Origin of the sequence: Kutzneria sp. NPDC051319, assembly GCF_040682195.1 — a bacterium.
GTDB lineage: Bacteria > Actinomycetota > Actinomycetes > Mycobacteriales > Pseudonocardiaceae > Kutzneria.
On sequence record NZ_JBFBAM010000007.1, the window covers coordinates 240,044 to 265,099 of the forward strand.

Here is a 25,056-nt window from a genome sequence, read left to right on the forward strand (position 1 = left end):
TCGAGACTGGATAGTTCAGTAATTGATGCTCACTCTGTCCAACACCATGCATCCGGACACGTGTTCCCGCGAGTGGCGACGGTCACTAGCGGCCCAGGATGCCCTTCTTCTTGATCGCCTCGATCAGGGCGGCGCAGGTCGCCTCCACCTCGGCCTCGTAGAACTCCAGCGGGCGCGCCGGCCCGGTGGCGTCCGGCGGCGGAATGGGCCGCATCTCCTTCATCCAGGTCTCGTGGAACAGCTCGGCCATGGCCTTGCGCCACAGCCCGTCGATCTTGGCCATGCTCTCGTCGGCCCTGGTCAGCGCAGCCATCGTCTCGGCCATGGCGTAGTCCAGCTGCCGCTCGACGAGCTGCCCGCGCTCGGCGTTCTGCTCCTGCATGTGGTGCATGGCGTCGCCGAGCCAGGCGGTGATCTCCCGGTAGCGCACGTCGGCGCCGACGTCCTCGGTCACGAGGCCTCCCCTTCGGTGTCGAACGGGATGACGACCTGGGGCCGGGCGTGCTCGAAGCGGTCGAAGAACAGGCCACGGCCCGGCCGCGGGGACCATGTGATCAGCTGGCCGGGGGCGAACGTGTTGAGGTCCTGCCCCTGCACGTCGAAGCCGACCCAGGCCCCGATGTCGTCGGCCGACGCGCCCATCATCAGCATGCTCTTGAGCCGCCCGGGGCTGCGCCACCAGCCGATGAGATGGGTCCGGTGCTCGGGCCCGCTCTTGATCACCTGCCGGAAGCTGTCCACACCGGACACCCGCGTGTCGGGATCCTTGGTCTCCAGCACGGAATTGGCGGCGTCCATGCCGTACAGCACGAGGTAGTGCGGCACGGGCTGCTCCGACACGGAACCGGACAGCCGCTCCTCCAGGCCGCGGGCGACCTGGCCCAGATGCTGTCGGATGCCGTCGAGGCCGACGGTGACGACCTCGTGCCCCATGGCCTGCAACCGCGCGGCCAGGGACGAGGCGGCCGGCATGGCGTCGTCGATCATCGGCGCGACGGTGAAGCGAGCCTCGCCGGCCAGGTGCTGCCGGGCCACGGAAAGCGTGGCGGCGGCCAGCACGCTGGTCGATTCCTTCAGCACCGAGCCGAAAACGGCCACGTTCCGGCCGGGGGCCCGGGCCAGCGTCACGCGGGCGGCGCGGTCCTCCACGTCGATGACCTGTCCCAACAGGACGGTCGGCGAGCCGGAAACCGGGGCCAGCGCCTGGAAACCGGGCAGGCCGGCCAGCGCCGGGATGCGGCTGCCGTCGAACAGGCGCGGCACCGGCAGATCCGGATCCTTCATCTCGAACAGCCGGGCCTGCACGCGGTCGAAGGCGCCGCGGCCGGTGGCGTCCGGCACCCGGGCGATCTCGTTGCCCTGCTTGACCCCCGACTCGTGGTTGACGATCGCGTGCCAGCGCGGCAGGTTGATGGCCTCGTTGTTGCCGTCCACCAGCACCCGGCGGGCCTTGGGCAGCGCCACCCGCACGGTGAACTGCTCGAAGATCGCCGGCTTGCCCCAGAACGCCTCGATGCTGGACACGTCCTGGCTGGCCAGCACCAGGTGGATGCCCTGCGACCGGCCCCGCCGCGCCACATCCTCCAGCAGGGCAACGGCTTCCCGCGTTACGGCGTCCTTCTCGGCGAACAGGTACTGGAACTCGTCGATCACGGCGATCACCCGCGGCCAGCGGCCGCCCGGGTCCTCGGCCCGCAGCTCCTCCAGCTTGGTGACCTCGTGCTGCTTGGCGGCGTCGGCCCGGCGGCGCATCTCGTCGGCCAGGAAGCGCAGCAGCGCCACGCCGAACTCCCGGTCCTGGTTGACGTTCACGCCGACCAGCCGCGCGTTGGGCAGCCAGGTCGGGTCCTTGCGCCCCGGCGCGAACTGGGCGAAGGACACGCCTTCCTTGAAGTCCAGCAGGTACAGCTCCAGCTCGGCCGGCGAGTAGCGGGCCACCAGGCCGCCGAGCATGGCGTACAGGAAGTTCGTCTTGCCGGAGCCGCTGGGCCCGCCGATCAGCACGTGCGGCGAGCTGTCGCCGATGGTGATCGGCACGGCCACGCCGTCCCGGTGCCCGATCGGCGTCTGCACGACCGCCGAGGACTGGTGCGACCAGTAGTGCTCCGGCAGCAGCTCGTCGAAGGTGCACACGCGGTTGCGGCGCTCCTCCAGCGCGGCGGCGATCGCCCCGCAGGCCCGCGGCACCATCTCCCGCGGCAGCGCCGGATCGACGTGGAAGGTGGCGTGATCACCGGACATCGTTGTGCGCCACGGCTTGTCGTCGAACAGCTTGACCGTCTCGATAGGACTGTTGACGGTGATCGGGATGTCCACCAGCACCAGCTGCACGCCGGCGGCCAGGCCGTTGCGGGCGATCCGCTGGAGCTTGTGCAGCTCCTCGTCCTTGAGCGCCTCGGCCCGCCCGAACATCACCGCGATCCGCCACGGCTCGGTGCGCAGCCCGGCGTCGGATTCCATGGAGCGCAACGAATCGTGGCCGCCCACCAGGACCGAGGTGTGGACCTTGCGGATGTGCTCGGCCAGCTCGTCCAGCAGCTCGGCCGGCCGCGCCGGATCGTGCACGGTGAGCAAACCGGCCCGGGTCAACGGATACAGCCCGGGCAGCGACCCGGTGAGCTGGCCGAAGTCCCACACGTGCACGTGCACGAGGCCGGGCTGGAAGTGGCTGAGCACCCGCAGCAGCAGCGATTCGACGAGGTTCTCGGCCTGCGGCCGGGTTGTGGGCGAGGTGAAGATGGCCAGGTGCGACCGGTCCAGCAGCGGCACGGCGACCGGAAACGGCACCGGCACGGGCGAACTGGTGGCGATGGCCGTGCCGATCCGCCACAGGCCCGGGACCGGGCCGCGGCCGTCGACCGTGCCGATCTGCCCGAGCCAGTTCTCGGAGTCCTCCGACGCGCTGCCGGGCGCGGCCTCGGCGACCAGGGCGGCCAGCGTCTGCGGACCCTCGTCGGTCCACTTGGCGAAGGCCTGCTCCCAGTCGTCCTTGGCCTGCCTCACGATCTCGGCCAGGTGCGGATCGGTCAGCGACTGGGCGTAGTCCGGATCACGCAGGGCCTGGTGGATGCCCCGGGCCCGCAGATCCTGCTCGAAAGTCTCCCTCGCCTGCTGCAGAGCGGCGGCGACGTGCGCCCGCGTGGCGGCGCCGCGGGCCGCGGCGACCGCGTCGTGGAAGGCATCGAACGCGTCCAGTATCCGTTGCCGGCGATCATTTCGCCTGTTCAACGCCCACCTCTACGGTCAGTTCACAGGCGACCGGAGAACCGTTCCACGGCTTCCATGACGCCCAGCAGCAGCGTCAGCTGCTCCCTTGCATGGTCGCACGCCCTGGTCAGCTCCGGGGGCACAAGTGAACGGGGGTGCATCCGGCTGGCCTCCTCGAGGATGGCGTGCGCCTCGGTCAGCCGTTCGCAGGCCTCGGTCAGTTGCTGGTGCGCCGTCCGAAGATGGTCACCGACCACCATCAGCGAGGCCTGCACCTGCTCGACTGACGCCATCGGTCACAACCGGCCGGCGTAGGACTCCGCACCGCTCACCGCGGCCATCACCGCGTCGCGCGCCTCGCCGATCTTCTGCAGCGCGTGGGCGAACATGTTGTTCACATCGCTGGCCTCGGACTGGTTGCTGCCCTGCGAGGCCTGCTGGAAGGCCTGCTGCGCCTGTCCGACCTCGGTCTCCGCTGTCTGCAACGCCTGGGCAGCTTGCTCGGCCTGGTCCTTGGCCTGGCCGATCTGGCCCATCACCTGCTCGACGCTAGCCATAGCTGATCCGGTCCCTCCCAGTAACGTGACTGCCCGACCGTGCAGTCCAACGCTCCCGAACTTAGTACTGTCACACGACGCCCGCTCAACCAGGATCGGCTGATCGAGCGGTATTTCTGGGCATTAGAGTGCACGGTTGGCCTCGGTCGCGGCAGTCCGTGTCCCTCCACTGTAGACGATCAACTTCCCGGCTCCCGCCACACCGGTGGCTCGTCCTCGGTCGGCCACGCCACCTCGGCCTCCGCGCGGTCCGCGACCAGCTCCAACGACGTGATGCCCGAGGTCGGCCGGAGCACGTCCAGCCACCGCTGCACGACCGTCCCATCGGCCTTGAGCTCCATCGGCGACCACTCGGGACGGCCCAGCGCCTCGGCCGCGTCGGCCACGGCCTGCTGCGGCGGCTGCGCCCATCGTCCGAGGTCCAGATGCACGGAGACGCCGTCGCCACCCTGCGTGACCCCCGTGATGGTGGCCGCCTCGGTGATCCGGCTGGCCAGCGCCCGCGCCTGCCACTGCGCCCCGGCCGGATGCTGCACGGCCACGTCGACCCGCAGCCGCAGCCGGGTCGTGTGCTCCGCCGGCACCGGTTCCGGAGCCACCGGCTCCTGATAGCTGACCGGCTGGAAGGGGGCCTGCTCCGACCACGCCTCCACCAGCAGCCGCTCCGCGCCCTCGACCAGCTTGCCGATCAGCTCGGGGTCGTCCAGCACCGTCCAGGCCGTCGGCGGCTCGCAGCACACGCGGGGCAGCGGCGAGTCCGGGGCCAGCTCCCGCACGAAGGTGCGCACCGACCGGGCCAGCGCCGCCGCGTCGTTGTGGACCTGCACCGACGGCAGGTCCTTGCCGATCGTCACCGACCAGCAGCCGGGTTCCTCGTCCGAGCAGTCCGCGGCCTCGACGACGCGGCCGCCGATCCGGTCGACGAGGTCGCGGCAGGCGTCATGAGCCTGTCGCTCGTCTTCGGCGCTGACCACCACGGAGATCAGCAGCCTGAGGTCCTGCTCCACCATCGCCGCCAATTGTCCCTCAGGCGTGCGGCGACGCGGCGCGGTGGGTGGCGTCACGTCAGGTCCCGGGCAAAACGGCCTGCCGCGGCGTCAAGGCGAGCGGCGGCGCCGGCCCGACTGAGGGGCGGACCGGCGCCACACCCGGTTACTTCTTGTGCTCGCCTGCGTCGTCGACCTCGATCCGCTCCTTGCGGACCTTGCCGCTGACCGTGCGCTGCTCGGTCACGGTCTCGGTGCGCAGTCGAACCTTCTCCACCGGCACCGCCTCGGTCTCCACGACCGGGCGCTCGGCGTGCAACACGACCTCCTGGTCGTCTTCGCCGATGTGGGCCCGCTCGCCGCCGCGGACGGGCTCCCGCTCGACGCGGACCTCCTCGTGCCGCACCGGCACGGTCACCTGCTGCTCCTCGGTGACGACGTACTTGTGCAGGCGGACGCGGCCGCTCTCGGTCTGCTCGGTGCCGACCCGCAGCTGCTCCTCGGAACGGGTCATGGCCTGGTCCCCGGCACCGGCGCCGGAACCCGCGCCCGTGCCGGAGATGCCGCCCTTGGGGGCGGTGCGCCCGCGCTGGCCGGGCAGGCCGTAGTGCTGGTACAGCCGGCGGCCCTCCTCGTCGGACAGGTGGCCCTCGGCGTCCATCCGCGGCGCGTCCTTGACGGCGTCCTTGGTGGTCTGCACGCGGAGGCCGCCGTCGGAGATCTGCGCGCCCTGCAAGGGAACGAAGCTCTCCTTCTGGCCGAACAGTCCCGTTCGGACGGTCACCCACTGCGGCTGCCGGTTGTCGTCGCCGACGTAGACGTTGCCGACCTTGCCGACCCGTTCGCCGTCGCGGTCGACGACCTCGGTGCCGATCAGGTCGCGGGGATTGGCGATGCTGGTCATGGCTGCGCCCTTTCCTGGTCGAATTCCCCTGATGGGCAAGGGATGTCCGACGAGAGCGAAGGGAAACACGAGGGTCACCCACCTGTGTGGTCCCGGCTCGGATCGATCACGCCCGCGGCTGCGCTGCGCAGTCGGCCGGGCGGCACTTGTCGGTGGTTTCGAGGGCAGTCCTTCGGGTACGAGCCCGCCCTTGAGGGGCCGTGAGGCGGATGTGAGGGCTACTGTCACACGTACGGGTCAACTTGAGGCCCACGCGCTTTTATTGACGGTATTCACCGTGTGTATAGTGCGGCGGGTGGTGAACGCCTACCTGCTGCCGATCCGGACCGCGGCCCTGCTGTTTCCGCTGCTCGCGATAGTGCTGTTCGTGCCGACGGCGATCGTGCTGTACCGCCGCCACGGCGTGCTCAGCCGGTGGCGGGGGCTGTCGTTCGCCAGCTTCCTCTACTACTGCCTGGCCGCGTTCTGCCTGGTGATCGTGCCGCTGCCGAGCCGCCAGGTCGACGTCTGCCGGGTGTACGCCGACTTCGGGCATCCGCAGCTGGTGCCGGGCAACACCTTCAGCGACATCTGGAAGGAAGCCAAGGGCTCCCTCAACCCGAACGCGCTGATCATCCACAATCCGGCGGTCTGGGAGACGGCGTTCAACCTGGCCCTGCTGCTGCCGCTGGGCATGTACCTGCGCTACCACTTCCGCCGCGGCCGCTGGACCAGCGCGGCGACCGGCCTGGCGGTGGCCTGCTTCTTCGAGTTCACGCAGCTGACCGGCCTGTGGGGCATCTACCCGTGCCCGTACCGGCTGTTCGACGTGGACGACATCATCGTCAACTCCCTGGGCTGCATGCTGGGCTGGGCGCTGGCCGGCCCGATCACCCGCTGGCTGCCCACCCTGGACAGCATCGACGTGCGGGCGCTGGAACGGGTCCCGGTGCCGTTCGGCCGCCGCCTGATCGCGCTGCTGCTGGACGCCGTCGGCTACGCGTTCTGCCTGCCGTTCCTGGCCGGCGCCTGGTACCTGCTCGGCGGCGAGTCGCTGTCCAGCGCGTTCCTGGTGGCGCTGTTCGCTTTTGTGCTGTGGTTCGTGCTCATGCCGTGGGTCACCGGCGGCACGGTCGGCAAACACGTGCTGCGGCTGCGTCTGGTCGACAAGGACGGCAACCGGCCGCCGGTGTGGCGGCTGCTGATCCGCCAGGTGCTGCTGGCCGTCGCCTTCGTGCCGCTGACCTTCGTGGCCATGCTGGGCGCGGTTTTCCTGGTGGTGTCGGCGTCACGGCTGGTCGAGGTCATGCAGAACTTCCAGCTGTCGACGCTGATCGGCATCGCCGAGGACCGGCCGGGCGAGGTGGCCTTCGCGGTGTTCGCGGTGCTGGTCAGCGTGGCCCTGCCGGTCGGCTTCGCGGTGTTCGCCAAGCTGCACAACAAGCATCTCGGCCTGCACGAGCTAGCGTCGGGCGTGCGCAACATCGCGCTGCCGCCGACGAAGACCCCGCCGCCCGAGGTGCCGCCGGCGCAGAGCAAGGACCAGGAGCTGACTAGCCTTTCACCGCCCGGGCGGTGAAGGCGGCGATGTCGGCGAACACCTCGTCCCGGTTGATCTCGTTGAACAGCTCGTGCCGGGCCCCGAGATAGGTGTGCTCCTCGAAGCCGAGGCCGCGCACCCGGTCCGTGCCGGCGCGGGTGTCGGCCTGGTCGACCAGCTCGTCGGCGTCGCCGTGCAGCCACAGCACCGGCAGGTCGTCGCCGAGCGGCCGGTCGAAGCTGATCGTCTGGAGCAGCTCGTCCAGCGCCACCAGCGTCGGCCGCTTGTACGGACCGTGCCACACCAGCGGATCCGCGGCGTAGGCCGCGGCGACCGAGGCGTCGCGGGACAGCTTGGACGGGTCGACCGGCGTGTCGGGGATTTCCTCGTACTCCAACAGATCCAGCATCGGCCACACGCCCAGCACCGGCGCGGACAGCACCATGGCGGCGATCCGGTCGGCGAAGCGCTGGGCGTAGCGGACGGCGATGGCGGCGCCCAGCCCGTGCCCGATGACCACCACCGGCAGGTCGGGGTGCCCGTCGAGGGCCGCCGTCACCACGGCGTCCACATCGGACACCATCGCCTCGAAGTCGCCGATCAGCGCCCGCTCGCCGGCCGACCGGCCGTGGCCGGCCAGATCGGCGCCGACCACCATGGCCCCCATGCCGGCCAGCGCGTCGGCCACGTGCTGGTACCGGCCGAGGTGCTCGCCGTGCCCGTGCACGAGGACGGCGAGCCAGCGGGCGTCAGGATTGGGCCAGGTGCGGGCGGCCAGCTCGCCGGCGTGCCCGGACAGGGTCCATTCGATCGGTGGGATCACCCGTCCACTTCAGCACATCTCACAGCTTGTAGTAAGCGCTGGCGTCCATCTGGCCGTGTTGGCAGACCGACCCGTAGGGCCAGCTGACCGACAGCGGCACGGTCTCGTCCGGCGGGATGGAGATCGCCGAGGCGGCGACCGGCTCGCACTGGTCACCGGCCTCGTCGTCGGCCGGGACGGCCGTCCAGTGCAGGGTCATCGCGGCCCGCTCGCCCGGCGACAGCGTGACTAGGCTGGCCCCCGGATTGGCGGTCCAGGTCAACTGGGTCGGCGCGCCGACCAGGGCGAATCCGCCGTGGCCGTAGAGCGTGCAGGCCGCGCGGCCGGTGTTGGTGACGATGAACTGGGCATAACGCTGCCCGGCGCCGGCGTCCGGATTGGCCAGTGTGGCCGATAACGTGCCGGCATTGCAGCGGGTGCTGGCCGGGCTCGCCGAGGCGACCGGGGCGACGACGGCCCCGACGGCGGCGAGCACGCCGGCGGCGACCAGAACGCGGTTGATGAACATGAATGGACCACCTCCATTCCCCAGACGCCCGGGCCCGGTCTGAGGTTGCCTCAGGGATTCCGGGTTTCAGGCCGAGGCCCGCCACCCTTGCGGCAGGAGGTCCATGCCGTGCGTCGGCTCGGTCCAGACGTAGGTCCAGCACACGACGCCGTCCGGCAGCACCAGCCGGACCCGCCGGTAGTCGGGGCCCTCGTACTTGTCCAAAGTGGACAGAGTCCGGCGCGGCGAGCGGATCGGCGCCACCCAGCCCGGAATGGTGTCCGTGCCGTCAAGTTGCAGCGCCGGATAGCCCATTCCGGTGTCGTAGAGGGAACCCCGGATCGACGTCTTGCGCGGGCGGCCGGTGACCATCGGGGCCAGCAGCCGCCACGCCTCGTGCCCGGGCTGCAGCGTGCCGTAGACGAAGACGCGCTTGGGCCACGAGTCGGGGCTGGGCTCACCGTCCACTGTGGACGCCTTGAGGCCATCGCTGCCGGCCCGCTTGCCGACGAGGCCCTGCGCGGCCGCTTGGTCCATGTCCGTGCAGCGCACGGGCTTGCCGCGCACCAGGATGGGCCGGCGCACCCGGTCGGCGGCGATGTAGGCCAGCACCCGATCCACCACGGCCCCGTCGTCAAGGACCACTCGGCCGCTGCGCACCCGGGCCAGCCGATACCGCCGGCCGCGGCCCTCGCAGGCGTCCAGCACCCGCACCTGCTGCGGATCGGCCATCCAGACGGCGTGCTCCTCGACCACGTCCTTGTCGGCCATCAACGTCGCCGGCCGCTGGTCGTCGACCACACGCAGGCCAGCGGCCCAGACCGCGGACAGGCCCTCGCAACGGGCCCGCAGCACCACCACCGGCCCGGTCAGGCCGAGCGACTCCCGCAGCCAGGTGATCTTCGACGGGCAGGCGTTGGAGCCGTAGGCCAGCACCGGCACCCGTCCGCTCATCGGCACGGCGTCCTGCGCGGCCAGCCACTCGTCCAGATCCTGCCCGGAGTGGTCGACGCGCCAGCCGGACGGGCAGTGCCGATCCGGGCGCAGCGGCGCGCCGACCCCGTTCAGGTGGGCGAACGACACGTCCGGCCGGGCGCCCGGGTAGGGCGCAGCGGGGTAGTCCTCGTCGCCGAACGGTGCTAGCACCTGTCCAGTATTAGTCGAACACGACCACGCTGCGCAGCACGTCGCCTCGCCCCATGCGCTCGAACGACTGCTCTACGTCGCCGAGCCCGATTCGTTCTGTGACGAACTTCTCCAACGGCAGGCGGCCCTGCAGGTGCAGGTCGACCAGCATCGGGAAGTCCCGCGAAGGCAGGCAGTCGCCGTACCAGGAGGACTTGAGCGAGCCGCCGCGGGAGAAGAAGTCGATCAGCGGCATGTCCAGGGTCATGTCCGGAGTCGGCACGCCGACCAGCACCACGGTGCCGGCCAGATCCCGTCCGTAGAAGGCCTGCTTCCACGTCTCGGGCCGGCCGACCGCGTCGATCACCACGTCCGCGCCGAAGCTGTCGGTCAGGCCCTGGATGGCCTCGACCACATCGGTCTCGCGGGCGTTGACCGTGTCGGTCGCGCCGAAGTCCTTGGCCCACTCCAGTTTCCGTTGGTCCACGTCCACCGCGATGATCTTCGCCGCCCCGGCCAGCCGGGCCCCGGCCACCGCCGCGCTGCCCACGCCGCCGCAGCCGATCACCGCGACCGTGTCGCCGCGGGACACGCCGCCGGTGTTGATCGCCGCGCCCAGACCGGCCATCACGCCGCAGCCCAGCAGCCCTGCCACGTCCGGGCTGACCCGGCGGTCCACCGGCGTGCACTGGCCGGCATGCACCAGCGTCTTCTCCACGAACGCCCCGATGCCCAGCGCGTTGCTCAGCGGCTGGCCGCTGGCCAGCGTCATCGGCTGGCTGGCGTTGAAGGTGTTGAAGCAGTACCAGGGCTTGCCCTTGCGGCAGGCCCGGCAGTCGCCGCACACCGCGCGCCAGTTCAGGATCACGAAGTCGCCCGGCGCCACGTTCGTCACGCCCGCGCCCACCACCTCCACGATCCCCGACGCCTCGTGGCCCAGCAGGAACGGGAACTCGTCGTTGATGCCGCCCTCGCGGTAGTGCAGGTCGGTGTGGCAGACCCCGCAGGCCTGCACGCGCACCACGACCTCGCCCGGCCCCGGATCCGGCACGATGATCTTCTGGACGCTCACCGGAGCGCCCTTCCCGGCCGCGACCACCCCGTTGACCTCGTACGGCATCGGCTACCCCTTCCGGCCTCGTCGCCCTTGATCGGCAGCCTCGCACTTCCCCGCCCGCATCGCGACCCCCGCACGGGTTTCACCACATGCGCTTCCCCGGTGGCGCCAGGACGCAAACGGGAAGCGCATGTGGCGAAAGCCGTCACCGGAACGGGTGACACGGGGCGAAACCCCGGCCGAGCGGCGTCGTTGTGCCTGGCGTGAGCGAGGATCCCGTCAGAGTCTGCATGCATGTCGACGCGCCGGCCGAGATCGTGTACGACCTGGTCAGCGACGTCACCGGCCAGCACCGGTTCACCGAGGAGTGCACCCGTTCGCAGTGGGTGCACCCGGCCACCGGCCCCGAGGTGGGCGCGGTCTTCCGTGGCAGCAACCGCAACGGCCCGTTCCGCTGGGCGACCACGTCCGAGGTGGTCAGCGCGGAGCCGGGCCGCCGGTTCCGCTATATGGTGCGCAGCCTGGGCATCGACGTGGCCGAGTGGGAGTACCTGATCGAGCCGGGGGATCGCGGCTGCCGGGTCACCGAGACGACCTTCGACCGCCGCAACGCGTTCTTCCGCTATGTGCTCGCGCCGCTGGCCACGGGCGTGTGGGACCGCTCGGAGCACAACCGCCGCAACATCGAGCGGACGCTGGACAACCTGCGCCGGGTGGCCGAGCGGCGGGCATAGGAAAGCCGGTCAGGTTCGCACACGATGCGCGTCGGCACGAACCTGGCCGGCTAGTCCGAAAAGCGTAGTGAGCTGGTGTATTCGACGGTACCGACGTTCCGGTGATGTGCCCTGGATCACACGATCAGCGTGGCGGCCAGGTGGTCGGGTCGAGCAGCCCGAGCGAGTAGGCCCGCGCCACCAGCGCGGTCCGGTTGGGCACGCCGAACCGGTCGGACATGCGCGTCAGGTGGTAGTTCACGCCGTCGCCCGTGATGCCGAGCTCGGCCGCCACGGCCGCCGAGGTCGCGCCGCCGGCGATCATCCGCAGGATCTCGCTCTCCCGGTCGGAAAGGTGCACGTCGGTCGGCACGGGCGTGATCCGCAGCGTGATCAGCAGGCCGGAGCCCTCGTCGTCGGAAACCGCTTGCACGGTGAGCTCGCCGGCGCCGCCCGGGAACTGCACGGCGATCACCAGCCGGGCCCGGCCGCGGTGCAGCCCGGCGACCAGCCGCTCGTAGTCGCGCTGCACCTTGGCCTGGAAGAACTCCAGCACGCGCCGGTCGCGCAAGTGGGACGGGCGGGTGGAAAGCGCTTCCGCGAAGGCCGGATTGGCCACGGTGATCGTGCCGTCCAGTTGGCAGATCGCGGTGGGCACCGGGGTGCGGTCGAGCAGCGCGAGGAAGCGGTTGCGCCATACGCCGGTCCGGCGCTGCTCCGCGCGGAAATCGGGCGTCGCTTCACTCACAGGGCAAAGCTACAGGTTCTTGTAGTCCTTCTTGTCGCGTGCGCGCCCGGTCGCTGCCAGGCTGGGATGGAGCGATCAAGACGCACCAACCTGGGGAAGAGCTATGACAACCTCGATGGACACCACGGGCCTGCCGCACCCGGCCAACCGGATTCCCCTGGTCGGCGACGTGGTCGGGACCTCGCCGGCCACCCCGATCCAGGACGCCATGCGGCAGTCCCGCGAGCTGGGGCCGATCTTCGCCCGCCAGTTCTTCGGCCACGACGTCGTGTTCGTGTCCGGCGCCGACCTGGTGGCCGAGGTGGCCGACGAGGACCGCTTCGCCAAGCACGTCGCCCCTTCGCTGGCCCGCATCCGGGCCATCGCCGGGGACGGCCTGTTCACCGCGTTCAACGACGAGCCCAACTGGCAGAAGGCCCACGACATCCTGCTGCCGGCGTTCTCGCTGCAGTCGATGCGCGGCTACCACCCGGCCATGCTGGAGGTGGCCAACCGGCTGGTCGCCTCGTGGGACGAGCACATCGACCGCCGCCCGGTCGAGGTCGCCGACGACATGACCCGGCTGACCCTGGACACCATCGGTCTGACCGGCTTCGCCTTCGACTTCGAGTCCTTCCAGCGCCCCGACCCGCACCCCTTCGTGCAGGCCCTGGTCCGCGGCCTGGCCCACGCCCAGGCCAAGGCCCGTGAGCTGCCCTGGATCGGCCCGATCCTGAACAAGGGGGCCGACGAGCAGTTCGCCAGGGACGCCGAGTTCCTGGCCGGCGTGGTCGACGACGTCATCAAGGAGCGCAAGGAATCGGGCGACAAGTCCACGGATGACATGCTGGGCCTGATGCTGAACGCGCCGCATCCGGTCGACGGCACGGTGCTGGACGACACCAACATCCGCAACCAGGTGATCACCTTCCTGATCGCCGGGCACGAGACCACCTCCGGCGCGCTGTCCTTCGCCCTGTACTACCTGCTCAAGAACCCGGCCGTGCTGGCTCGCGCGCAGGCCGAGGTGGACGCGCTGTGGGGCGAGCAGGACAGCCCGCAGCCGACGTACGAGGAGGTCGGCAAGCTCCGCTACGTCCGGCAGGTGCTCAACGAGGCTTTGCGGATGTGGCCCACCGCGGCCGCGTTCTCCCGCGAGGCGATCGTCGACACCACCATCGGCGGGCACCCGATCAAGAAGTGCCAGTGGGTCGTCGTGCTGGCCCCGATGCTGCACCGGGACAAGGTGTGGGGCGACAACGTCGAGGCCTTCGACCCCTCGCGCTTCGACCCGGAGCGGGAGAAGGCCCGCCCGGTGCACGCCTTCAAGCCGTTCGGCACGGGCGAGCGGGCCTGCATCGGCCGGCAGTTCGCGCTGCACGAGGCCACGCTGCTGCTGGGGATGATCATCCACCGGTACCGGCTGCTGGACACCTTCAACTACGACCTGAAGATCAAGGAGACGCTGACCCTGAAGCCGACCGGCTTCCGGCTGGACCTCGCTCGCCGCACCGAGCGGGTCAAGGCGGCTCAGGCTTCGGTTGCGCGGGAGTCGACCAAGGCCGCCGGGCGGGCCAAGCAGGGCACGACGCTGACCGTGCTGCACGGCTCCAACCTCGGCACCTGCCGGGCCATGGCGCGCCAGCTGGCCGACGAGGGTTCCGACCGTGGGTTCACCACCGTCGCCGCGCCGCTGGACGAGTTCGCCGGCAAGCTGCCGTCGGACGGTCCGGTGGTCGTGGTTGCCGCTTCTTACAACGGAAAGCCGACCGACGACGCCGCGAAGTTCGTGTCGTGGCTGGATTCCACTTCGGACGATCTGTCCGCGGTGTCCTTTGCCGTGCTGGGTGTCGGCGACCGGAACTGGGCCGCGACCTACCAGCACGTGCCGACCCGGTTGGACGCCCGGCTGTCCGAGCTGGGGGCCACGCGGCTGGTGGAGCGGTGCGAGGCCGACGCCTCCGGCGACCTGACCGGCGACATCGAGTCGTGGAGCGACCTGCTGTGGACGGAACTCCTCACCCGGTACGGAGATCCGGACGCCGCGCCGGTCGCGGAGGACAGCTCCGACCGGCTCTACGACGTGCGGGTGATCACCGGCCCGGTGACCGCCGCGCTGGACGCCCGGTACGAGGTGGCGCCGATGACCGTGCTGGCCAACGACGAGCTGGTGGACGTGGACAGCCCGCTCGGGCGGTCCAAGCGGCACCTGCGCATCCAGCTGCCGGACGGCGTTTCGTACCGCACCGGTGATCATCTGACCGTCGTGCCGGACAACCCGTCCGACCTGGTGGACCGGGTCGCCGCCCGGTTCGGGCTCAAGCTGGACCTGGTGGTCGCGATCAACCCGCGGCAGAAGACCCGGCGCGCCATCCCGGTCGACCGTCCCGTGACGATCCGCCAGCTGCTGACCCACTTCGTCGAGCTGCAGAACCCGGCGACGCCGGCGCAGATCAAGGTGCTGGCCGGCGGCAACCCGTGCCCGCCCGAGAAGGCGGCGCTGGAGGCCATGGCCGAGACCGACCTGAGCCTGCTGGAGCTGCTGGAGCAGAACCCCGCCTGCCAGCTGGCGCCGGAGGACTTCCTGGAGATGCTCTCGCCGATCCAGGCCCGGCACTACTCCATCTCGTCCTCGGCGTTGGCCAGGCCGGGCGAGATCGAGCTCATCGTCGGCGTCGTCTCCGGCCCCTCGCGGACCGGATCCGGCGAGTACCACGGGGTTTCCTCGTACTACTTGTCGCAATTGGCGGCCGGCGACCAGCTGCGGGCCCGGGTCGACAAGGCGCGCGAGGCGTTCCAGGCGCCGGAGGACACCACGGTGCCGGTGATCTACGTCAGCGCCGGCACGGGTTTGGCTCCGTTCCGCGGCTTCATCGGCGACCGGGCGGCGCAGTTGGCCGCCGGCCAGGCTTTGGGCCCCGGGCTGTGCTACTTCGGCATTCGGCACCCCGACGTCGACTACCTGCACCGGGACGAACTCGAAGCGGCCGAGAAGGACGGCGTGATCTCCATGCGCCCCGCCTTCTCCCGCGCCGAGGTCGACGGCGTCAAGTACGTGCAGGACCGCATCGCCGCCGACGGCGACGAGATCTGGGCGGCCATGGAGGCCGGCGGCCGGGTGTACATCTGCGGCGACGGCAAGGGCATGGCCCCGGCCGTGCGGGAGGCGTTCCGGTCCATCCACCGCAGCCACGGCTCCGGCGACGACCAGGCGTGGCTGGACGGGCTGATCGCCGAGGACCGCTACGTGGAGGACGTCTGGGCGGGCTGAGCCCCCGTTCCGCGAGGCCGGTCCCGATTCGTCGGGGCCGGCCTTTTCGTTGCGGCACAGTCAAAGGATCTTGTAGAGCAGGGGTCCGGCGGCAAGTCAACGCTTTCTTTTCCCCGGAAATACCTGGTAGTCCTGGGTTACCGACCTTTGGGGGAAGACATGACCGGCTGGTACGTCGACGACCGTTGCACCGACTGCGATGTGGCCCGTCAGTTCGCGCCCGACCTGATCGCGCGGGTGAACGGGCGCTCTGAGGTGATCCGGCAGCCCGAGACCGAGGCCGAGCTGCGGATCCTGCACACCGCCGCCTTCGCTTGCCCGACCCGCTCCATCCGGCACACCGAGGACCGGCTCGATCCGTCGCTCGACCCGTTCCCGCTGGCGCTGGACGACGACCTGTTCCACTGTGGACACAACTCCCGGCAGACCGCCGCCGCCAACTCGTACCTGCTGCGCCGTCCCGGCGGGAACCTGATGATCGACACGCCGCGGTGGAGCGCCGAGCTGGCCGACCGCTACGAGCGGCTCGGGCCCGTTGCCCACGTCCTGCTGACCCACCGCGACCACGTGGCCCACGGCCGGCAGTACGCCGACCGGTTCGGGGCCAAGCTGTGGATCCACGAGGGCGATCTCGCCCACGCGCCCGATGCCGACGTCGTCGTGCGCGGGCTCGATCCCGTCGAGGTCGTGCCCGGCGTCGTGGTGCATCCGTTGCCCGGACACACCGAGGGCAGCGTGCTCTTCCTCGCCGACGACAAGTACTGCTTCACCGGCGACTCGTTCTACTGGTCCCGCACCACCGGCGACCTCGAAGTGGCCGAGGCCGTCACCTGGTACGACATCCGCGTGCTGGCCGAGTCGCTGGCCCGGACGGCCCCGCTCATCCGGTTCGAGTACGTGCTTCCGGGACACGGTGACCGCAAACGCTTGTCGGCCGACGAGATGGCCGCTCGGATGTCCGGGTTGGTGGCCCGGACGGCATTGTTGGAGCCCCGACCGGTCGACTTCACCGCCACGCGCTGGTGATCCGTGGTCTGATCGACGGCGTGGACCGTCAGACCTGGACACCCGAGCACTACCGGCGCTCCAACAGCCGGCAGTTCCGCACCGCCATCGAGGCCCTGGAGCTGGCCGGCCTGCACGGCGGCCGGCTGGCCGATGTCGGCTGCGGCAGCGGGGAGATCACCCGGGAGCTGGCCGCACGGGGTTACGCCGTGACGGCCAGCGACTTCTCGCCGGCGATGGTCGAGGCCACGCGTGAGCTGTGCTGGGGACTGCCGGTGACGGTCGAGGTTCGTGACGCTCGGAAGCTGGAACTGGAGCCCGGGGCGTTCGACATCGTGCACTGCTCCTGGGTGCTGCACTGGCTCGACGACGTCGATCACGCCCTGCGCGAGATGGCCCGCGCCGTCAAGCCCGGCGGTGCTCTGGTGCTCCAGTGGAGCCGCGGCAATCCGCGGCACATGTCTGATGCGGTGACCATGCTGGACGACGTGATGCGCCGGCCCCGGTGGCGGGACCGGTTGGCCGACACGCCGTTCGCCATGCAGCAGCATCCCGCTGACGAGGTGGTGGCGAGGTTGGCGGCCGAGGGGTTGGTTCTGGACGTGCCGCCGACCGAGCTCGACGCGCAGTTCGTGGCGGATCCCGTCGCGCTGGGGCAGATCATGAAGGCGGCTGGGTTGGCGGAGCAGGCGCTGAAGCTGGGGGACGACGCGGACGACTTCGTCACCGAGGTGGCTGCGGAGATGATCGCGGCGAAGCAGCTCAACCCGCACAACACGAGGTTGATCGCCCGGCGAGAGTGACGGGGCCAGGCGCACATGAGTGGCTCAAGTGGCGCTGGAGGCCAAGTGAGCCACTCATGTGCGCTGCGTGCGGGTTCGCGAGTGAGGTGGGTGGCGGACGGACCTACGGCAGGGGCATCCCGTGGGGCGTGACGATGTAGACCACGCCGCCGGAGCCGCCGCCGACGCCGCCGTCGGGCAGGGGGCGCTCGGTGCGGAGCCAGACGTTCTCGAACTGGCTGCGCTTGTAGACGTTGCGCACGGCCGGATCGTCGTTGGAGGCGGGGTCGTTGGCGATGACGTCGCCGGTCTTGGTGAAGCCGACGATGACCATGATGTGGCCGGAGGTGGAGTAGCCGGCGCCGTCGAGCTCGCTGGCCTGGAAGGACTGGGACGTGATCACGGGGATGCCCCGCCGGATGTAGTGCTCCATCTCCTGCAGGGAGTGCAGGCGGGTGATGTGCGCGTCCAGGCCGTAGCTGGCGGCGTAGGCGGCGTTGAACGGCCAGTTGCCGGCGCCCTCGTAGTCGTAGTCGTAGGTGTTGCGGGCGGCGTAGTCGACCTGGGGGTCGGCGTAGCTGGGGTCGACCCACGAAAGTTGTTGCGCCGAGGGGTGTTTGCCCCAGTACTCGACGACCATCTGGGTGGAGGTGGGGCTGCACCACGCCTCGCCGCCGCCGTCGTACTCGGGGTACTGGCCCTTGTGAATGTCCTGCGAGTAGCGGGGAACGGGTAGCTCCATGCCCCACGCGCCGCCGCTGGGGCTGGTGGGAACGGTGAAGCGGTCGGGAATGGCGGACGTCATGGCGCCGACCATGTGCAGGTTGGGGGAGGCGTGGGTGCCCTGGAGGCGGTAGAGGGTGACCCGAAGCTGGTACGCCATCAGCTTGACGCCGTCGGCGGCCTCGAAGGTGTCGACGTCGATGGTGCCGGTGGCGTCGGTCTGGTCGGGCACGCTGGTGCGGTGGATGTCCTGGTCGCCCGACGCCCACCGACCCATGACGTACCACCCGGTCTGGGCGCCGGTGGACGAGGTGCCCCGCATCTCCACCTGGAGCCAGGTGCCGGCGGGAGTGGTGGCGTTCCACGAGGCGATCAGCTGCGTGGCCCCGAAACGCTGGCTGTAGCGGGGAGAGGTCCACGTGGCGTAGTCGTAGGTCTTCGTGGTGCCCAGAGCGGGCTCGGTGTGCTGCACGGAGCCGGCGGGACGGCCGATCACCAGGCCGTTGCGGACGAGCAGGCCATCGGAGTGTCCACTATAGAACTGGGAGTCGCTGCTCCACTGGTGGAAGTCCACCGGCGCGGCGGTGGTCGCGGCGACGGCGGGGGCGGCGGTCAGCTGCGCGACGAGGGCGCCGGCGACGGTGCCCACCATGGCGAGCCTGGTCAACCTGTTGTGCACAGGGCTCATCGGTACTCCTCGGTGATGCTCGGACGGCTCTCGTGATGGGTGCGGTCCAGTGCGGTGACCGCATAGCTGTGACGGCCCTCGGGCAGGGTTAAAGTGGCGCCGCGCAGCGTGGTGAACAGCTTTCCGTCCTGGTAGACGGCGTACGAGGTGGCGAAACCGATCCAGCGCAGGGTGTTCCCCCATAGCGGCAGCAGCACCGGCGGCAACGGGGCGTGCCCGGCGACGGTGGGGCGCACGGGAATGAGGGCCGGCTGGGCGTAGAGATCGGTGCGCAGGCGGTCGGCGAAGCCCAGCGGGTTGGCCAGCAACGTGTTGGTGTTGTACAGGATGTCGCCGTTCACGCCGGGGGTGGCGCGGTTCAGCGCGATGTGCCGGGGCATCTCCGACGGGTCCAGCCAGGCGGCGGGGCTGGGCGTGCCGATCTTGTACACGGCCTGCCCGATGTACAGCGAAACCCCGGTGCCGGCGACCTCGTGGGCCCACCACGGCAGCAGCTTCCCGTAGTCGGCGATGGTGTACCCGACGGGCCAGTACAGCTGCGGCGCGATGTAGTCGACCCAGCGGTTGCGGATCCACGTGCGGGTGTCGGCGTACAGGTCGTCGTAGTCGTGCACGCCGCCCTGGGTGTCGGAGCCGGACGGATCGGTGCGGGCGTCCCGCCAGATGCCGAAGGGGCTGACGCCGAACGCGATCCACGGCTTCGTCCGGTGAATCCCCGTCGACAGCTCGCTGATCAGCTTGTTCACGTTGTCCCGCCGCCAATCGGCGACATTTCCGAAGCCACCGCCGTACTGGGCGAAGGTGGCCTGGTCGGGAAACTGTTGCCCGGCAACGGGATACGGGTAGAAGTAGTCGTCGAAGTGCACGCCGTCGAGGTCGTAGCGCCGGGCGGTGTCGAGGATGACCTGCTCCACGAACCGCCGCACGGCCGGAATGCCGGGGTTGTAGTAGAGCTGGCCGCCGTAGCCCACGACCCAGTCCGGATGCAGCCGCGCCGGATGGGTCGGCACGAGCTTGCCGACGTCACCCTGGAGGCTGATCCGGTACGGGTTGAACCAGGCGTGGAACTCGAGGTCACGCTGGTGGGCCTCGGACACCAGGAACTGCAACGGGTCGTAACCGGGATCCTGGCCCTGTGTCCCGGACAGGTACTGCGACCACGGTTCCAGCGTCGACGGGTAGAAGGCGTCGGCGGTCGGCCGGATCTGCACGAAAACGGCGTTCACGCCGAGGGCCTTGGCCCGGTCGAGCAGGCTGAGGTACTCCTGCTTCTGCTGCGCCGCCGGCAGTCCCGCCTTGGACGGCCAGTCGATGTTGGCCACGCTGGCGATCCACATCCCGCGCAGCTCCCGCGGCGCGGCGACCGACGGAGCCGCCACCGACGAAACTGCCGCCGACGCTGTCGCCGCGGATGCAGCAGCGATCACGGTCAGTAGCGCTGCCAGCACAGTTGCGAGCCTTCGCACGCCGTCACCTCGCTCGTCGCCCTGGTCAAGGATTTTCGCGATGGTAGGCGACGATGTAAAGAACTGTCTAAGTGCAACTTCCGGCAAATCCACCGTTCGGCCGGGTGACCAGCCCCGTGACTGCGTCCACCCCGAGCGCCGCCAGCAGCACGACGCCGACCGCCAGACCGACGCCGGCGACCGTGTCGGTGAAGTAGTGGAAGCCGTCGACGATGAGCGCCAGCACCACGATGACGCACACCACCAGCAGAAGCACGCCGAGCGTCACGCGCAGCGCAAGGGTCAGCGAGGCGCCCAGCAGGATGACGCCGAGCACTGTGCAGGTCGACAGCATGCCGACGGTGTGCCCGCTGGGGTAGGACAGCCAGTTGTTGTATCGGCGCTGCACCAACGGCTTGAGCACCAGCTCGGTGAGCCCGATCGCCGCGCCGGGCCCGATCGCCGCCAGCGCCGCGATGTCCGGGCGGGCGCGCAGCACCGCCAGGACCGCCACGACGGCGAGGACCGTGACCACGACCTGGAGATCGGCCACGTGCAGCAGTTGGTACAGGAACGCCCGGTCCCGGCCGAAGATCGTGAACAGCCGGTCGTCGACGGCGTCGTCCAACCGCCCGGCACGGGCCTGCCCGTGATAGAGCGCCGCCCCCACGGCGACCACGGCGGCACACAACACGACGAGGCCGACGGCGGGTCGACGGGCCTGGGGCGGTAGCAGGCGCACCACACCAGGCTACGGGCACGGGTTAGGTTGGCCCGGTGAGCACGGGAGCCAAGATCTTGGTCCGGCCGCTGGAGCGGCCCCAGGCGAGCCGGGTGCTGGTGTGCCTCGGCTACAGCGGCGGCGGCACCGCCCCGTTCCGACCGTGGGCGAAGCAGCTGCCGGACGACACGGAGCTGGTGCTGGTCTGCTACCCGGGGCGGGAGGGCCGGTTCACCGAGCCGTTCGCCACCGAGTGGGATCCGCTGTGTGACGAGGTGGTCGACGCCGTCGTCACGGATGTCGCGAACCGGCCCTATGTGCTGTTCGGGCACAGCATGGGCGCGATCATGGCGTTCGAGGTGGCGGCCCGCGCCGAGCGGCGGGGCCGGGGGCCGATGGCGCTGACGGTGTCGGCCAGCGAGGCGCCGACGGACTGGCCGCTGCGCGACGGCACGCCGCCGCACCTCGGGCAGAGCAACGAGGAAATGGTGCACTGGATGAGCACTGTCGGCCAGCTGCCGCAGGTGCTGCTGGACGAGCCGGAGCTGGTGGAGATGGCGGTCGGGCTGCTGCGGGCCGACCTGACGGTGAGCTCCACCTACCGGTACCGGCCGGACACCCTGGTGCGGGCCCCGATGCAGGTCATCTACGGCGTGGAGGACGGCAAGGCCCCGGCCGGCAACGCCGAGCGGTGGACCAAGGTGGCCGGGGGCCGGGTCCGGGTGGACGAGCTGCCCGGCGGCCACTTCTACACGCCGGAGATCTGGGCGAACTTCCCCGGCCGAATCGCCTCGATCGGTTCGTCGGGCCAATGAACATTTCCTGAACCTGCAAGTAGTTGAATTTTCACGACCGCAGCCGGCGGCGGGCAAAAAGAAACCAGGCGGGCCACTGGATGTGGCCCGCCTGGCTGCGTCTCGGGAAACTCGTCGGCACGGCGGGGGTTCGCGCCACTTTCTCCCGATCGGCGGTTCGACCCGATCTACCTCCCGACCGGTGGCACGCCACCGGCGATCAGGTCCGCGTACGGCTGCGTCGGCCTCGACGCGGCGCGCACCAGCTGGCCGTCGGCCTTGGACCGTTCGACCGAGCTGCTGTGCTCCCGATACGCGTTGTACAACGCGCCACCCGAGTGCAACGCCTTCTCTGCGTGAAAGGCGAAGTCCCGGGACGGCGGTTTGGCCCCACTCTCCACTTTGGACACGTATGAGCGGTCATAGCCCATCCGTCGTGCGAGTGTGGTCCTCGACAGCCCGCGCAGCGTCCGCCAACGCTTGAGTTCTCCAGCGAAGACGTTCGCGGCGGTCTCGGCGTCATCCGCCGGGAATTGGCCAGTCGCCATTGTCACCTCCCCAGATTTGACCGTGGAGGCCCGACAGTACTCCCTGCGCAACTCGTCAGTATACAGTTTCGCGAAGTCCGTCCGATCGTCGTGCAACCGGCCGGGGGACCGCCCTTGACCTGTGGTGGACAATGACCGCCGCCGCTGTCTGGAACAGCAGGCCGGCGGCCTCGGCGTCCCGCGCCGGGTCTCCGGTGGTGATCCACTCCAGCACCGAGTTGAGCACGAGATCGGTCACGCCCCGGGCCAGCCACGAGCGCAGCCGCGGGTCCTGCACCGAATCGGCCAGCGTCTGCTCGGCCACCTGGACGGTCTGGGCCACGAGCTGCTGCGCGTAGTCCGCGAACTCCGGCTCACGGACCGCGTGCCGGAACAGCAGGGTGAAGCCGGCCGTGTCGCGGCGGGCGGCGGCCAGCAGCGCCTGCAAGCCGACCTCGGTGTCGTAGCCGAACTGCGAGCTGTCGACCAGCCGCTGCCAGGTGGCGTCCAGCGCGGCGGTGTAGATGTCCCTCTTGGTGGCGTAATGCCGATACAGAATGATCTTGGTGACGCCGGCCTCCGCGGCCACGTCGTCCATGGAGGTGCCGGCGTAGCCGCGGCCGGCGAACGCCCGCGCCGCCGCCGCCACGATGCTGGCGGCGCGTTCCTCGCGCGGCATCAACCGCCGGCCGGTGCCGCCGCCGTCGCGCATCGCTGTGCTCCCGTCAGGCCTGGGGGCCACCGACGTTACCGGGTGCGCCCCCGTGATCGCGAAGAGCTAACAAGGTCACCCCGGTGACCTGACGAAGTGTCACGAACTTTCGGGCAGTGACCACGGTAAGCAAGTGCACGGCCGACGCTCTGTCCTGTTTGTCAGCGGATCGCCGCGAGTCCGTGTCCGTCGATGCGGTATTTGTCGATGATTGGTTCACCGAATCCGATCGGGAGTGGATAGCACACGTGGGATCGCGTGATTCCGCCCGATGTGGTGACATGGAGTGAGCGATTGGTCACGTCTTGTTTCGTGACTGGGCAACCATCACCTGCTCGCGCCCCGTGATCGATCGCCACCCGGATGGCCGAAAGGGGGGCCTGTCCTGCCGAACGATGTCTCTTTCGAGTGGTTGCCAGACATCGGATGACCCGATCCCGGGCGGCCGGCGCGACCGCCACCGGCTTATGTCCGCCGAGGGTCCGGTCGAAAAAAGAACCCGAACGGCGGTGCGTCGCTACACCGCTGTCGTATTGCCGGCCGGTGGCCGGGTGTTATCCGTGAGCGGTGCTACGCACGGTGGCTCGTTACTAGCCGGGTTGGGTGAACAAAAGACCAAACTTCTGGCCGCTCAATAGTCACCCGCTCGGGCGACTGTACGTACGCTGAACGGCGGTGCTAGTTTCGCTGCAGTCGGCGTCCATATCGGCCTGCGATCAATTCGCCAATGGCCCCACAAATTTGTGGGAGCGGGGCGAATGCGCTTCCCCCTATTCTTTTTCTCTTTTTTTCCTCGTTTGTCGATCTGGTGAGGAGTTGTCCGTCGTGACGGAGACGTTGGAGCCGGGAGCCGGACTTGAGCAAGGGCAGTCCCAGCTGAGCCTGGGCACCGCCGCCGCGCGGAACCTGTCCACCACGACCAAGTCCGTGCCCCAGATGCAGGGCATCACCTCGCGCTGGCTGCTGCGCGTGCTGCCCTGGACCCAGGTCAACGGCGGCGTGTACCGCGTCAACCGGCGCCTGAGCTACACCGTCGGCGACGGCCGGATCGAGTTCACCAAGACCGGCGCCGACGTCCGCGTCATCCCGGCCGAGCTGGGCGAGCTGCCGCTGCTGCGCGGATTCGACGAGATGGAGGTGCTGGACGCGCTGGCCAACCGGTTCCGCCAGCACGAGTTCTCGGCCGGCGACGTGATCGCCGAGTCCGGCGCCGCGGCCGACCGGATCTTCCTCATCGCGCACGGCAAGGTCAACAAGGTCGGCGCCGGCAAGTACGGCGACGAGTCCGTGCTCGGCACGCTGGCCGACGGCGACTACTTCGGCGTCGACGCGCTGGTCGACCCGGACGCCGACTGGGGCTTCACCGCCAAGGCGGTCACCAGCGCCACCCTGCTCTCGCTGACCCGGGCCGACTTCCAGGCGCTGACCGACCAGTCGGCCGAGCTGCGCGAGCAGGTCGTGATGTTCCAGGCCAACGCCGCGCTCGGCCGGGCCGACGACAGCGGCGAGGCCGAGATCAGCGTGGCCTCCGGCCACACCGGCGAGCCCGACCTGCCCGGCACCTTCGTCGACTACGACGCCGCGCCCCGCGAGTACGAGCTCAGCGTCGCGCAGACCGTGCTCCGCGTGCACAGCCGCGTCGCCGACCTCTACAACCAGCCGATGAACCAGACCGAGCAGCAGTTGCGCCTGACCATCGAGGCCCTGCGCGAGCGCCAGGAGCACGAGCTGGTCAACAGCCGCGACTTCGGCCTGCTGCACAACGCCGACTTCAGCCAGCGCATCCACACCCGCTCCGGCGCGCCGACCCCGGACGACATGGACAACCTGCTGGCCACGGTGTGGAAGGAGCCGACGGTCTTCCTGGCCCACCCGCGCACCATCGCGGCGTTCGGCCAGGAGTGCAACCGGGCCGGCATCTACCCGGGCAACACCGACTTCGGCGGGCACCAGATGCCGTCGTGGCGCGGCATCCCCATCCTGCCGTGCAACAAGATCCCGATCACGGAGCAGCGCACCAGCTCGGTCATCCTGATGCGCACCGGCGACGAGCACAACCAGGGCGTCGTCGGCCTGCACCAGACCAGCCTGCCCGACGAGTACCAGCCGGGCCTGTCGGTGCGCTTCATGAACATCAACGAGAAGGCGATCATCTCCTACCTGGTGAGCGTCTACTACTCCGCCGCCGTGATGGTGCCGGACGCGCTGGGCATCCTCGAGGACGTCCAGCTCGGCGCCAACTGACGACTTCCCGGCCTCAGGCCGGGCCGGCCGCGGGCCCAC

The 25,056-nt window shown here is 69.9% G+C and carries 23 protein-coding genes; 7 read left to right on the forward strand and 16 right to left on the reverse strand.

The features are described 5' to 3' along the window. Nucleotides 1-85: 85 nt before the first annotated feature. From AB0M73_RS09640 to AB0M73_RS09665, 6 genes are all read right to left on the reverse strand, one after another. Complete coding sequence (locus tag AB0M73_RS09640; RefSeq protein ID WP_363889093.1) at nucleotides 86-454, reverse strand: hypothetical protein; 369 nt, start codon at nucleotides 452-454, stop codon at nucleotides 86-88. Continuing rightward, nucleotides 451-3,228 (reverse strand): FtsK/SpoIIIE domain-containing protein, encoded by a 2,778-nt coding sequence (locus tag AB0M73_RS09645; RefSeq protein WP_363889095.1) that lies wholly within the window; start codon nucleotides 3,226-3,228, stop codon nucleotides 451-453. Before AB0M73_RS09645 ends, AB0M73_RS09640 begins: the two co-directional genes overlap by 4 nt. Nucleotides 3,229-3,248: 20 nt before the next feature. Continuing rightward, nucleotides 3,249-3,500, reverse strand: coding sequence for a hypothetical protein (locus tag AB0M73_RS09650; RefSeq protein ID WP_363889097.1), 252 nt, complete (start codon nucleotides 3,498-3,500; stop codon nucleotides 3,249-3,251). Between the two features lie 3 nt (nucleotides 3,501-3,503). Beyond that, a complete protein-coding gene (locus AB0M73_RS09655) occupies nucleotides 3,504-3,764 on the reverse strand; it encodes a hypothetical protein (protein WP_052395294.1) in 261 nt (86 codons plus the stop codon). Between the two features lie 179 nt (nucleotides 3,765-3,943). Continuing rightward, on the reverse strand, nucleotides 3,944-4,774 hold the full coding sequence (locus AB0M73_RS09660) for a hypothetical protein (protein ID WP_363889100.1): 831 nt from the start codon (nucleotides 4,772-4,774) through the stop codon (nucleotides 3,944-3,946). A 142-nt stretch (nucleotides 4,775-4,916) separates the two neighbouring features. After that, nucleotides 4,917-5,654 carry a PRC and DUF2382 domain-containing protein gene (locus AB0M73_RS09665; RefSeq protein WP_363889103.1) on the reverse strand — a complete coding sequence of 246 codons (738 nt, stop codon included), beginning with the start codon at nucleotides 5,652-5,654 and terminating at the stop codon, nucleotides 4,917-4,919. Nucleotides 5,655-5,949: 295 nt separating this feature from the next. Between AB0M73_RS09665 and AB0M73_RS09670 the strand changes: the two genes are divergently transcribed. Beyond that, complete coding sequence (locus AB0M73_RS09670) at nucleotides 5,950-7,212, forward strand: VanZ family protein (protein WP_363889106.1); 1,263 nt, start codon at nucleotides 5,950-5,952, stop codon at nucleotides 7,210-7,212. Here the strand turns inward: AB0M73_RS09670 and AB0M73_RS09675 are convergent. From AB0M73_RS09675 to AB0M73_RS09690, 4 genes are all read right to left on the reverse strand, one after another. Next, a complete protein-coding gene (locus tag AB0M73_RS09675; protein WP_363889109.1) occupies nucleotides 7,187-7,996 on the reverse strand; it encodes an alpha/beta fold hydrolase in 810 nt (269 codons plus the stop codon). The genes AB0M73_RS09670 and AB0M73_RS09675 overlap by 26 nt on opposite strands. 19 nt (nucleotides 7,997-8,015) lie before the next feature. Next, nucleotides 8,016-8,504, reverse strand: a complete 489-nt coding sequence (locus AB0M73_RS09680) for a DUF4232 domain-containing protein (RefSeq protein WP_052395290.1) — start codon at nucleotides 8,502-8,504, stop codon at nucleotides 8,016-8,018. A 66-nt stretch (nucleotides 8,505-8,570) separates the two neighbouring features. Then, nucleotides 8,571-9,629: a gamma-glutamylcyclotransferase gene (locus AB0M73_RS09685; RefSeq protein WP_363889113.1), complete on the reverse strand. Its 1,059-nt coding sequence runs from the start codon at nucleotides 9,627-9,629 to the stop codon at nucleotides 8,571-8,573. A gap of 10 nt (nucleotides 9,630-9,639) precedes the next feature. Continuing rightward, nucleotides 9,640-10,728 carry an S-(hydroxymethyl)mycothiol dehydrogenase gene (locus tag AB0M73_RS09690; protein WP_043719498.1) on the reverse strand — a complete coding sequence of 363 codons (1,089 nt, stop codon included), beginning with the start codon at nucleotides 10,726-10,728 and terminating at the stop codon, nucleotides 9,640-9,642. A gap of 200 nt (nucleotides 10,729-10,928) precedes the next feature. Between AB0M73_RS09690 and AB0M73_RS09695 the strand changes: the two genes are divergently transcribed. Beyond that, nucleotides 10,929-11,399 carry an SRPBCC family protein gene (locus AB0M73_RS09695; protein WP_363889117.1) on the forward strand — a complete coding sequence of 157 codons (471 nt, stop codon included), beginning with the start codon at nucleotides 10,929-10,931 and terminating at the stop codon, nucleotides 11,397-11,399. Between the two features lie 124 nt (nucleotides 11,400-11,523). On the opposite strand, the gene AB0M73_RS09700 is transcribed toward AB0M73_RS09695, so the two are convergent. Next, nucleotides 11,524-12,126 carry a LuxR C-terminal-related transcriptional regulator gene (locus tag AB0M73_RS09700; RefSeq protein WP_363889120.1) on the reverse strand — a complete coding sequence of 201 codons (603 nt, stop codon included), beginning with the start codon at nucleotides 12,124-12,126 and terminating at the stop codon, nucleotides 11,524-11,526. 103 nt (nucleotides 12,127-12,229) lie between these two features. On the opposite strand from AB0M73_RS09700, the gene AB0M73_RS09705 reads away from it, so the two are divergent. From AB0M73_RS09705 to AB0M73_RS09715, 3 genes are all read left to right on the forward strand, one after another. After that, nucleotides 12,230-15,376 carry a cytochrome P450 gene (locus AB0M73_RS09705; protein ID WP_363889122.1) on the forward strand — a complete coding sequence of 1,049 codons (3,147 nt, stop codon included), beginning with the start codon at nucleotides 12,230-12,232 and terminating at the stop codon, nucleotides 15,374-15,376. Nucleotides 15,377-15,535: 159 nt separating this feature from the next. Further along, nucleotides 15,536-16,402, forward strand: coding sequence for a ferredoxin (locus AB0M73_RS09710; RefSeq protein ID WP_363889124.1), 867 nt, complete (start codon nucleotides 15,536-15,538; stop codon nucleotides 16,400-16,402). Between the two features lie 20 nt (nucleotides 16,403-16,422). Next, nucleotides 16,423-17,184 (forward strand): class I SAM-dependent methyltransferase, encoded by a 762-nt coding sequence (locus tag AB0M73_RS09715; protein ID WP_363889126.1) that lies wholly within the window; start codon nucleotides 16,423-16,425, stop codon nucleotides 17,182-17,184. Nucleotides 17,185-17,287: 103 nt separating this feature from the next. Here AB0M73_RS09715 and AB0M73_RS09720 read toward each other — a convergent pair whose 3' ends face one another. The 3 genes from AB0M73_RS09720 to AB0M73_RS09730 all read right to left on the reverse strand — a co-directional run bounded on the left by AB0M73_RS09720 (nucleotide 17,288) and on the right by AB0M73_RS09730 (nucleotide 20,761). After that, the gene (locus AB0M73_RS09720) at nucleotides 17,288-18,574 is read right to left on the reverse strand and encodes a C39 family peptidase (protein WP_363889128.1); all 1,287 of its coding nucleotides are present in this window, start codon (nucleotides 18,572-18,574) and stop codon (nucleotides 17,288-17,290) included. Continuing rightward, on the reverse strand, nucleotides 18,571-20,040 hold the full coding sequence (locus AB0M73_RS09725; RefSeq protein ID WP_363889129.1) for a family 10 glycosylhydrolase: 1,470 nt from the start codon (nucleotides 20,038-20,040) through the stop codon (nucleotides 18,571-18,573). Before AB0M73_RS09725 ends, AB0M73_RS09720 begins: the two co-directional genes overlap by 4 nt. 67 nt (nucleotides 20,041-20,107) lie before the next feature. Continuing rightward, nucleotides 20,108-20,761, reverse strand: a complete 654-nt coding sequence (locus AB0M73_RS09730; RefSeq protein WP_363889132.1) for a phosphatase PAP2 family protein — start codon at nucleotides 20,759-20,761, stop codon at nucleotides 20,108-20,110. A 35-nt stretch (nucleotides 20,762-20,796) separates the two neighbouring features. Between AB0M73_RS09730 and AB0M73_RS09735 the strand changes: the two genes are divergently transcribed. Further along, nucleotides 20,797-21,555: an alpha/beta fold hydrolase gene (locus tag AB0M73_RS09735; protein WP_363889135.1), complete on the forward strand. Its 759-nt coding sequence runs from the start codon at nucleotides 20,797-20,799 to the stop codon at nucleotides 21,553-21,555. Nucleotides 21,556-21,722: 167 nt separating this feature from the next. Here AB0M73_RS09735 and AB0M73_RS09740 read toward each other — a convergent pair whose 3' ends face one another. Together AB0M73_RS09740 and AB0M73_RS09745 are read right to left on the reverse strand one after the other, a co-directional pair. Next, on the reverse strand, nucleotides 21,723-22,082 hold the full coding sequence (locus AB0M73_RS09740; protein ID WP_184862493.1) for a helix-turn-helix transcriptional regulator: 360 nt from the start codon (nucleotides 22,080-22,082) through the stop codon (nucleotides 21,723-21,725). Between the two features lie 55 nt (nucleotides 22,083-22,137). Further along, nucleotides 22,138-22,773 carry a TetR/AcrR family transcriptional regulator gene (locus AB0M73_RS09745; protein ID WP_363889139.1) on the reverse strand — a complete coding sequence of 212 codons (636 nt, stop codon included), beginning with the start codon at nucleotides 22,771-22,773 and terminating at the stop codon, nucleotides 22,138-22,140. 825 nt (nucleotides 22,774-23,598) lie between these two features. On the opposite strand from AB0M73_RS09745, the gene AB0M73_RS09750 reads away from it, so the two are divergent. Next, a complete protein-coding gene (locus AB0M73_RS09750; RefSeq protein WP_363889141.1) occupies nucleotides 23,599-25,017 on the forward strand; it encodes a family 2B encapsulin nanocompartment shell protein in 1,419 nt (472 codons plus the stop codon). Nucleotides 25,018-25,056 lie beyond the last annotated feature (39 nt).

Coding starts and splice junctions, on each gene's coding strand:
- AB0M73_RS09660 (WP_363889100.1), bottom strand. CDS start 4,774: ATGGTGGAGCAGGACCTCAGGCTGCTGATCTCCGTGGTGGTCAGCGCC.
- AB0M73_RS09710 (WP_363889124.1), top strand. CDS start 15,536: ATGACCGGCTGGTACGTCGACGACCGTTGCACCGACTGCGATGTGGCC.
- AB0M73_RS09705 (WP_363889122.1), top strand. CDS start 12,230: ATGACAACCTCGATGGACACCACGGGCCTGCCGCACCCGGCCAACCGG.
- AB0M73_RS09690 (WP_043719498.1), bottom strand. CDS start 10,728: ATGCCGTACGAGGTCAACGGGGTGGTCGCGGCCGGGAAGGGCGCTCCG.
- AB0M73_RS09720 (WP_363889128.1), bottom strand. CDS start 18,574: ATGAGCCCTGTGCACAACAGGTTGACCAGGCTCGCCATGGTGGGCACC.
- AB0M73_RS09650 (WP_363889097.1), bottom strand. CDS start 3,500: ATGGCGTCAGTCGAGCAGGTGCAGGCCTCGCTGATGGTGGTCGGTGAC.
- AB0M73_RS09680 (WP_052395290.1), bottom strand. CDS start 8,504: ATGTTCATCAACCGCGTTCTGGTCGCCGCCGGCGTGCTCGCCGCCGTC.
- AB0M73_RS09740 (WP_184862493.1), bottom strand. CDS start 22,082: ATGGCGACTGGCCAATTCCCGGCGGATGACGCCGAGACCGCCGCGAAC.
- AB0M73_RS09655 (WP_052395294.1), bottom strand. CDS start 3,764: ATGGCTAGCGTCGAGCAGGTGATGGGCCAGATCGGCCAGGCCAAGGAC.
- AB0M73_RS09665 (WP_363889103.1), bottom strand. CDS start 5,654: ATGACCAGCATCGCCAATCCCCGCGACCTGATCGGCACCGAGGTCGTC.
- AB0M73_RS09745 (WP_363889139.1), bottom strand. CDS start 22,773: ATGCGCGACGGCGGCGGCACCGGCCGGCGGTTGATGCCGCGCGAGGAA.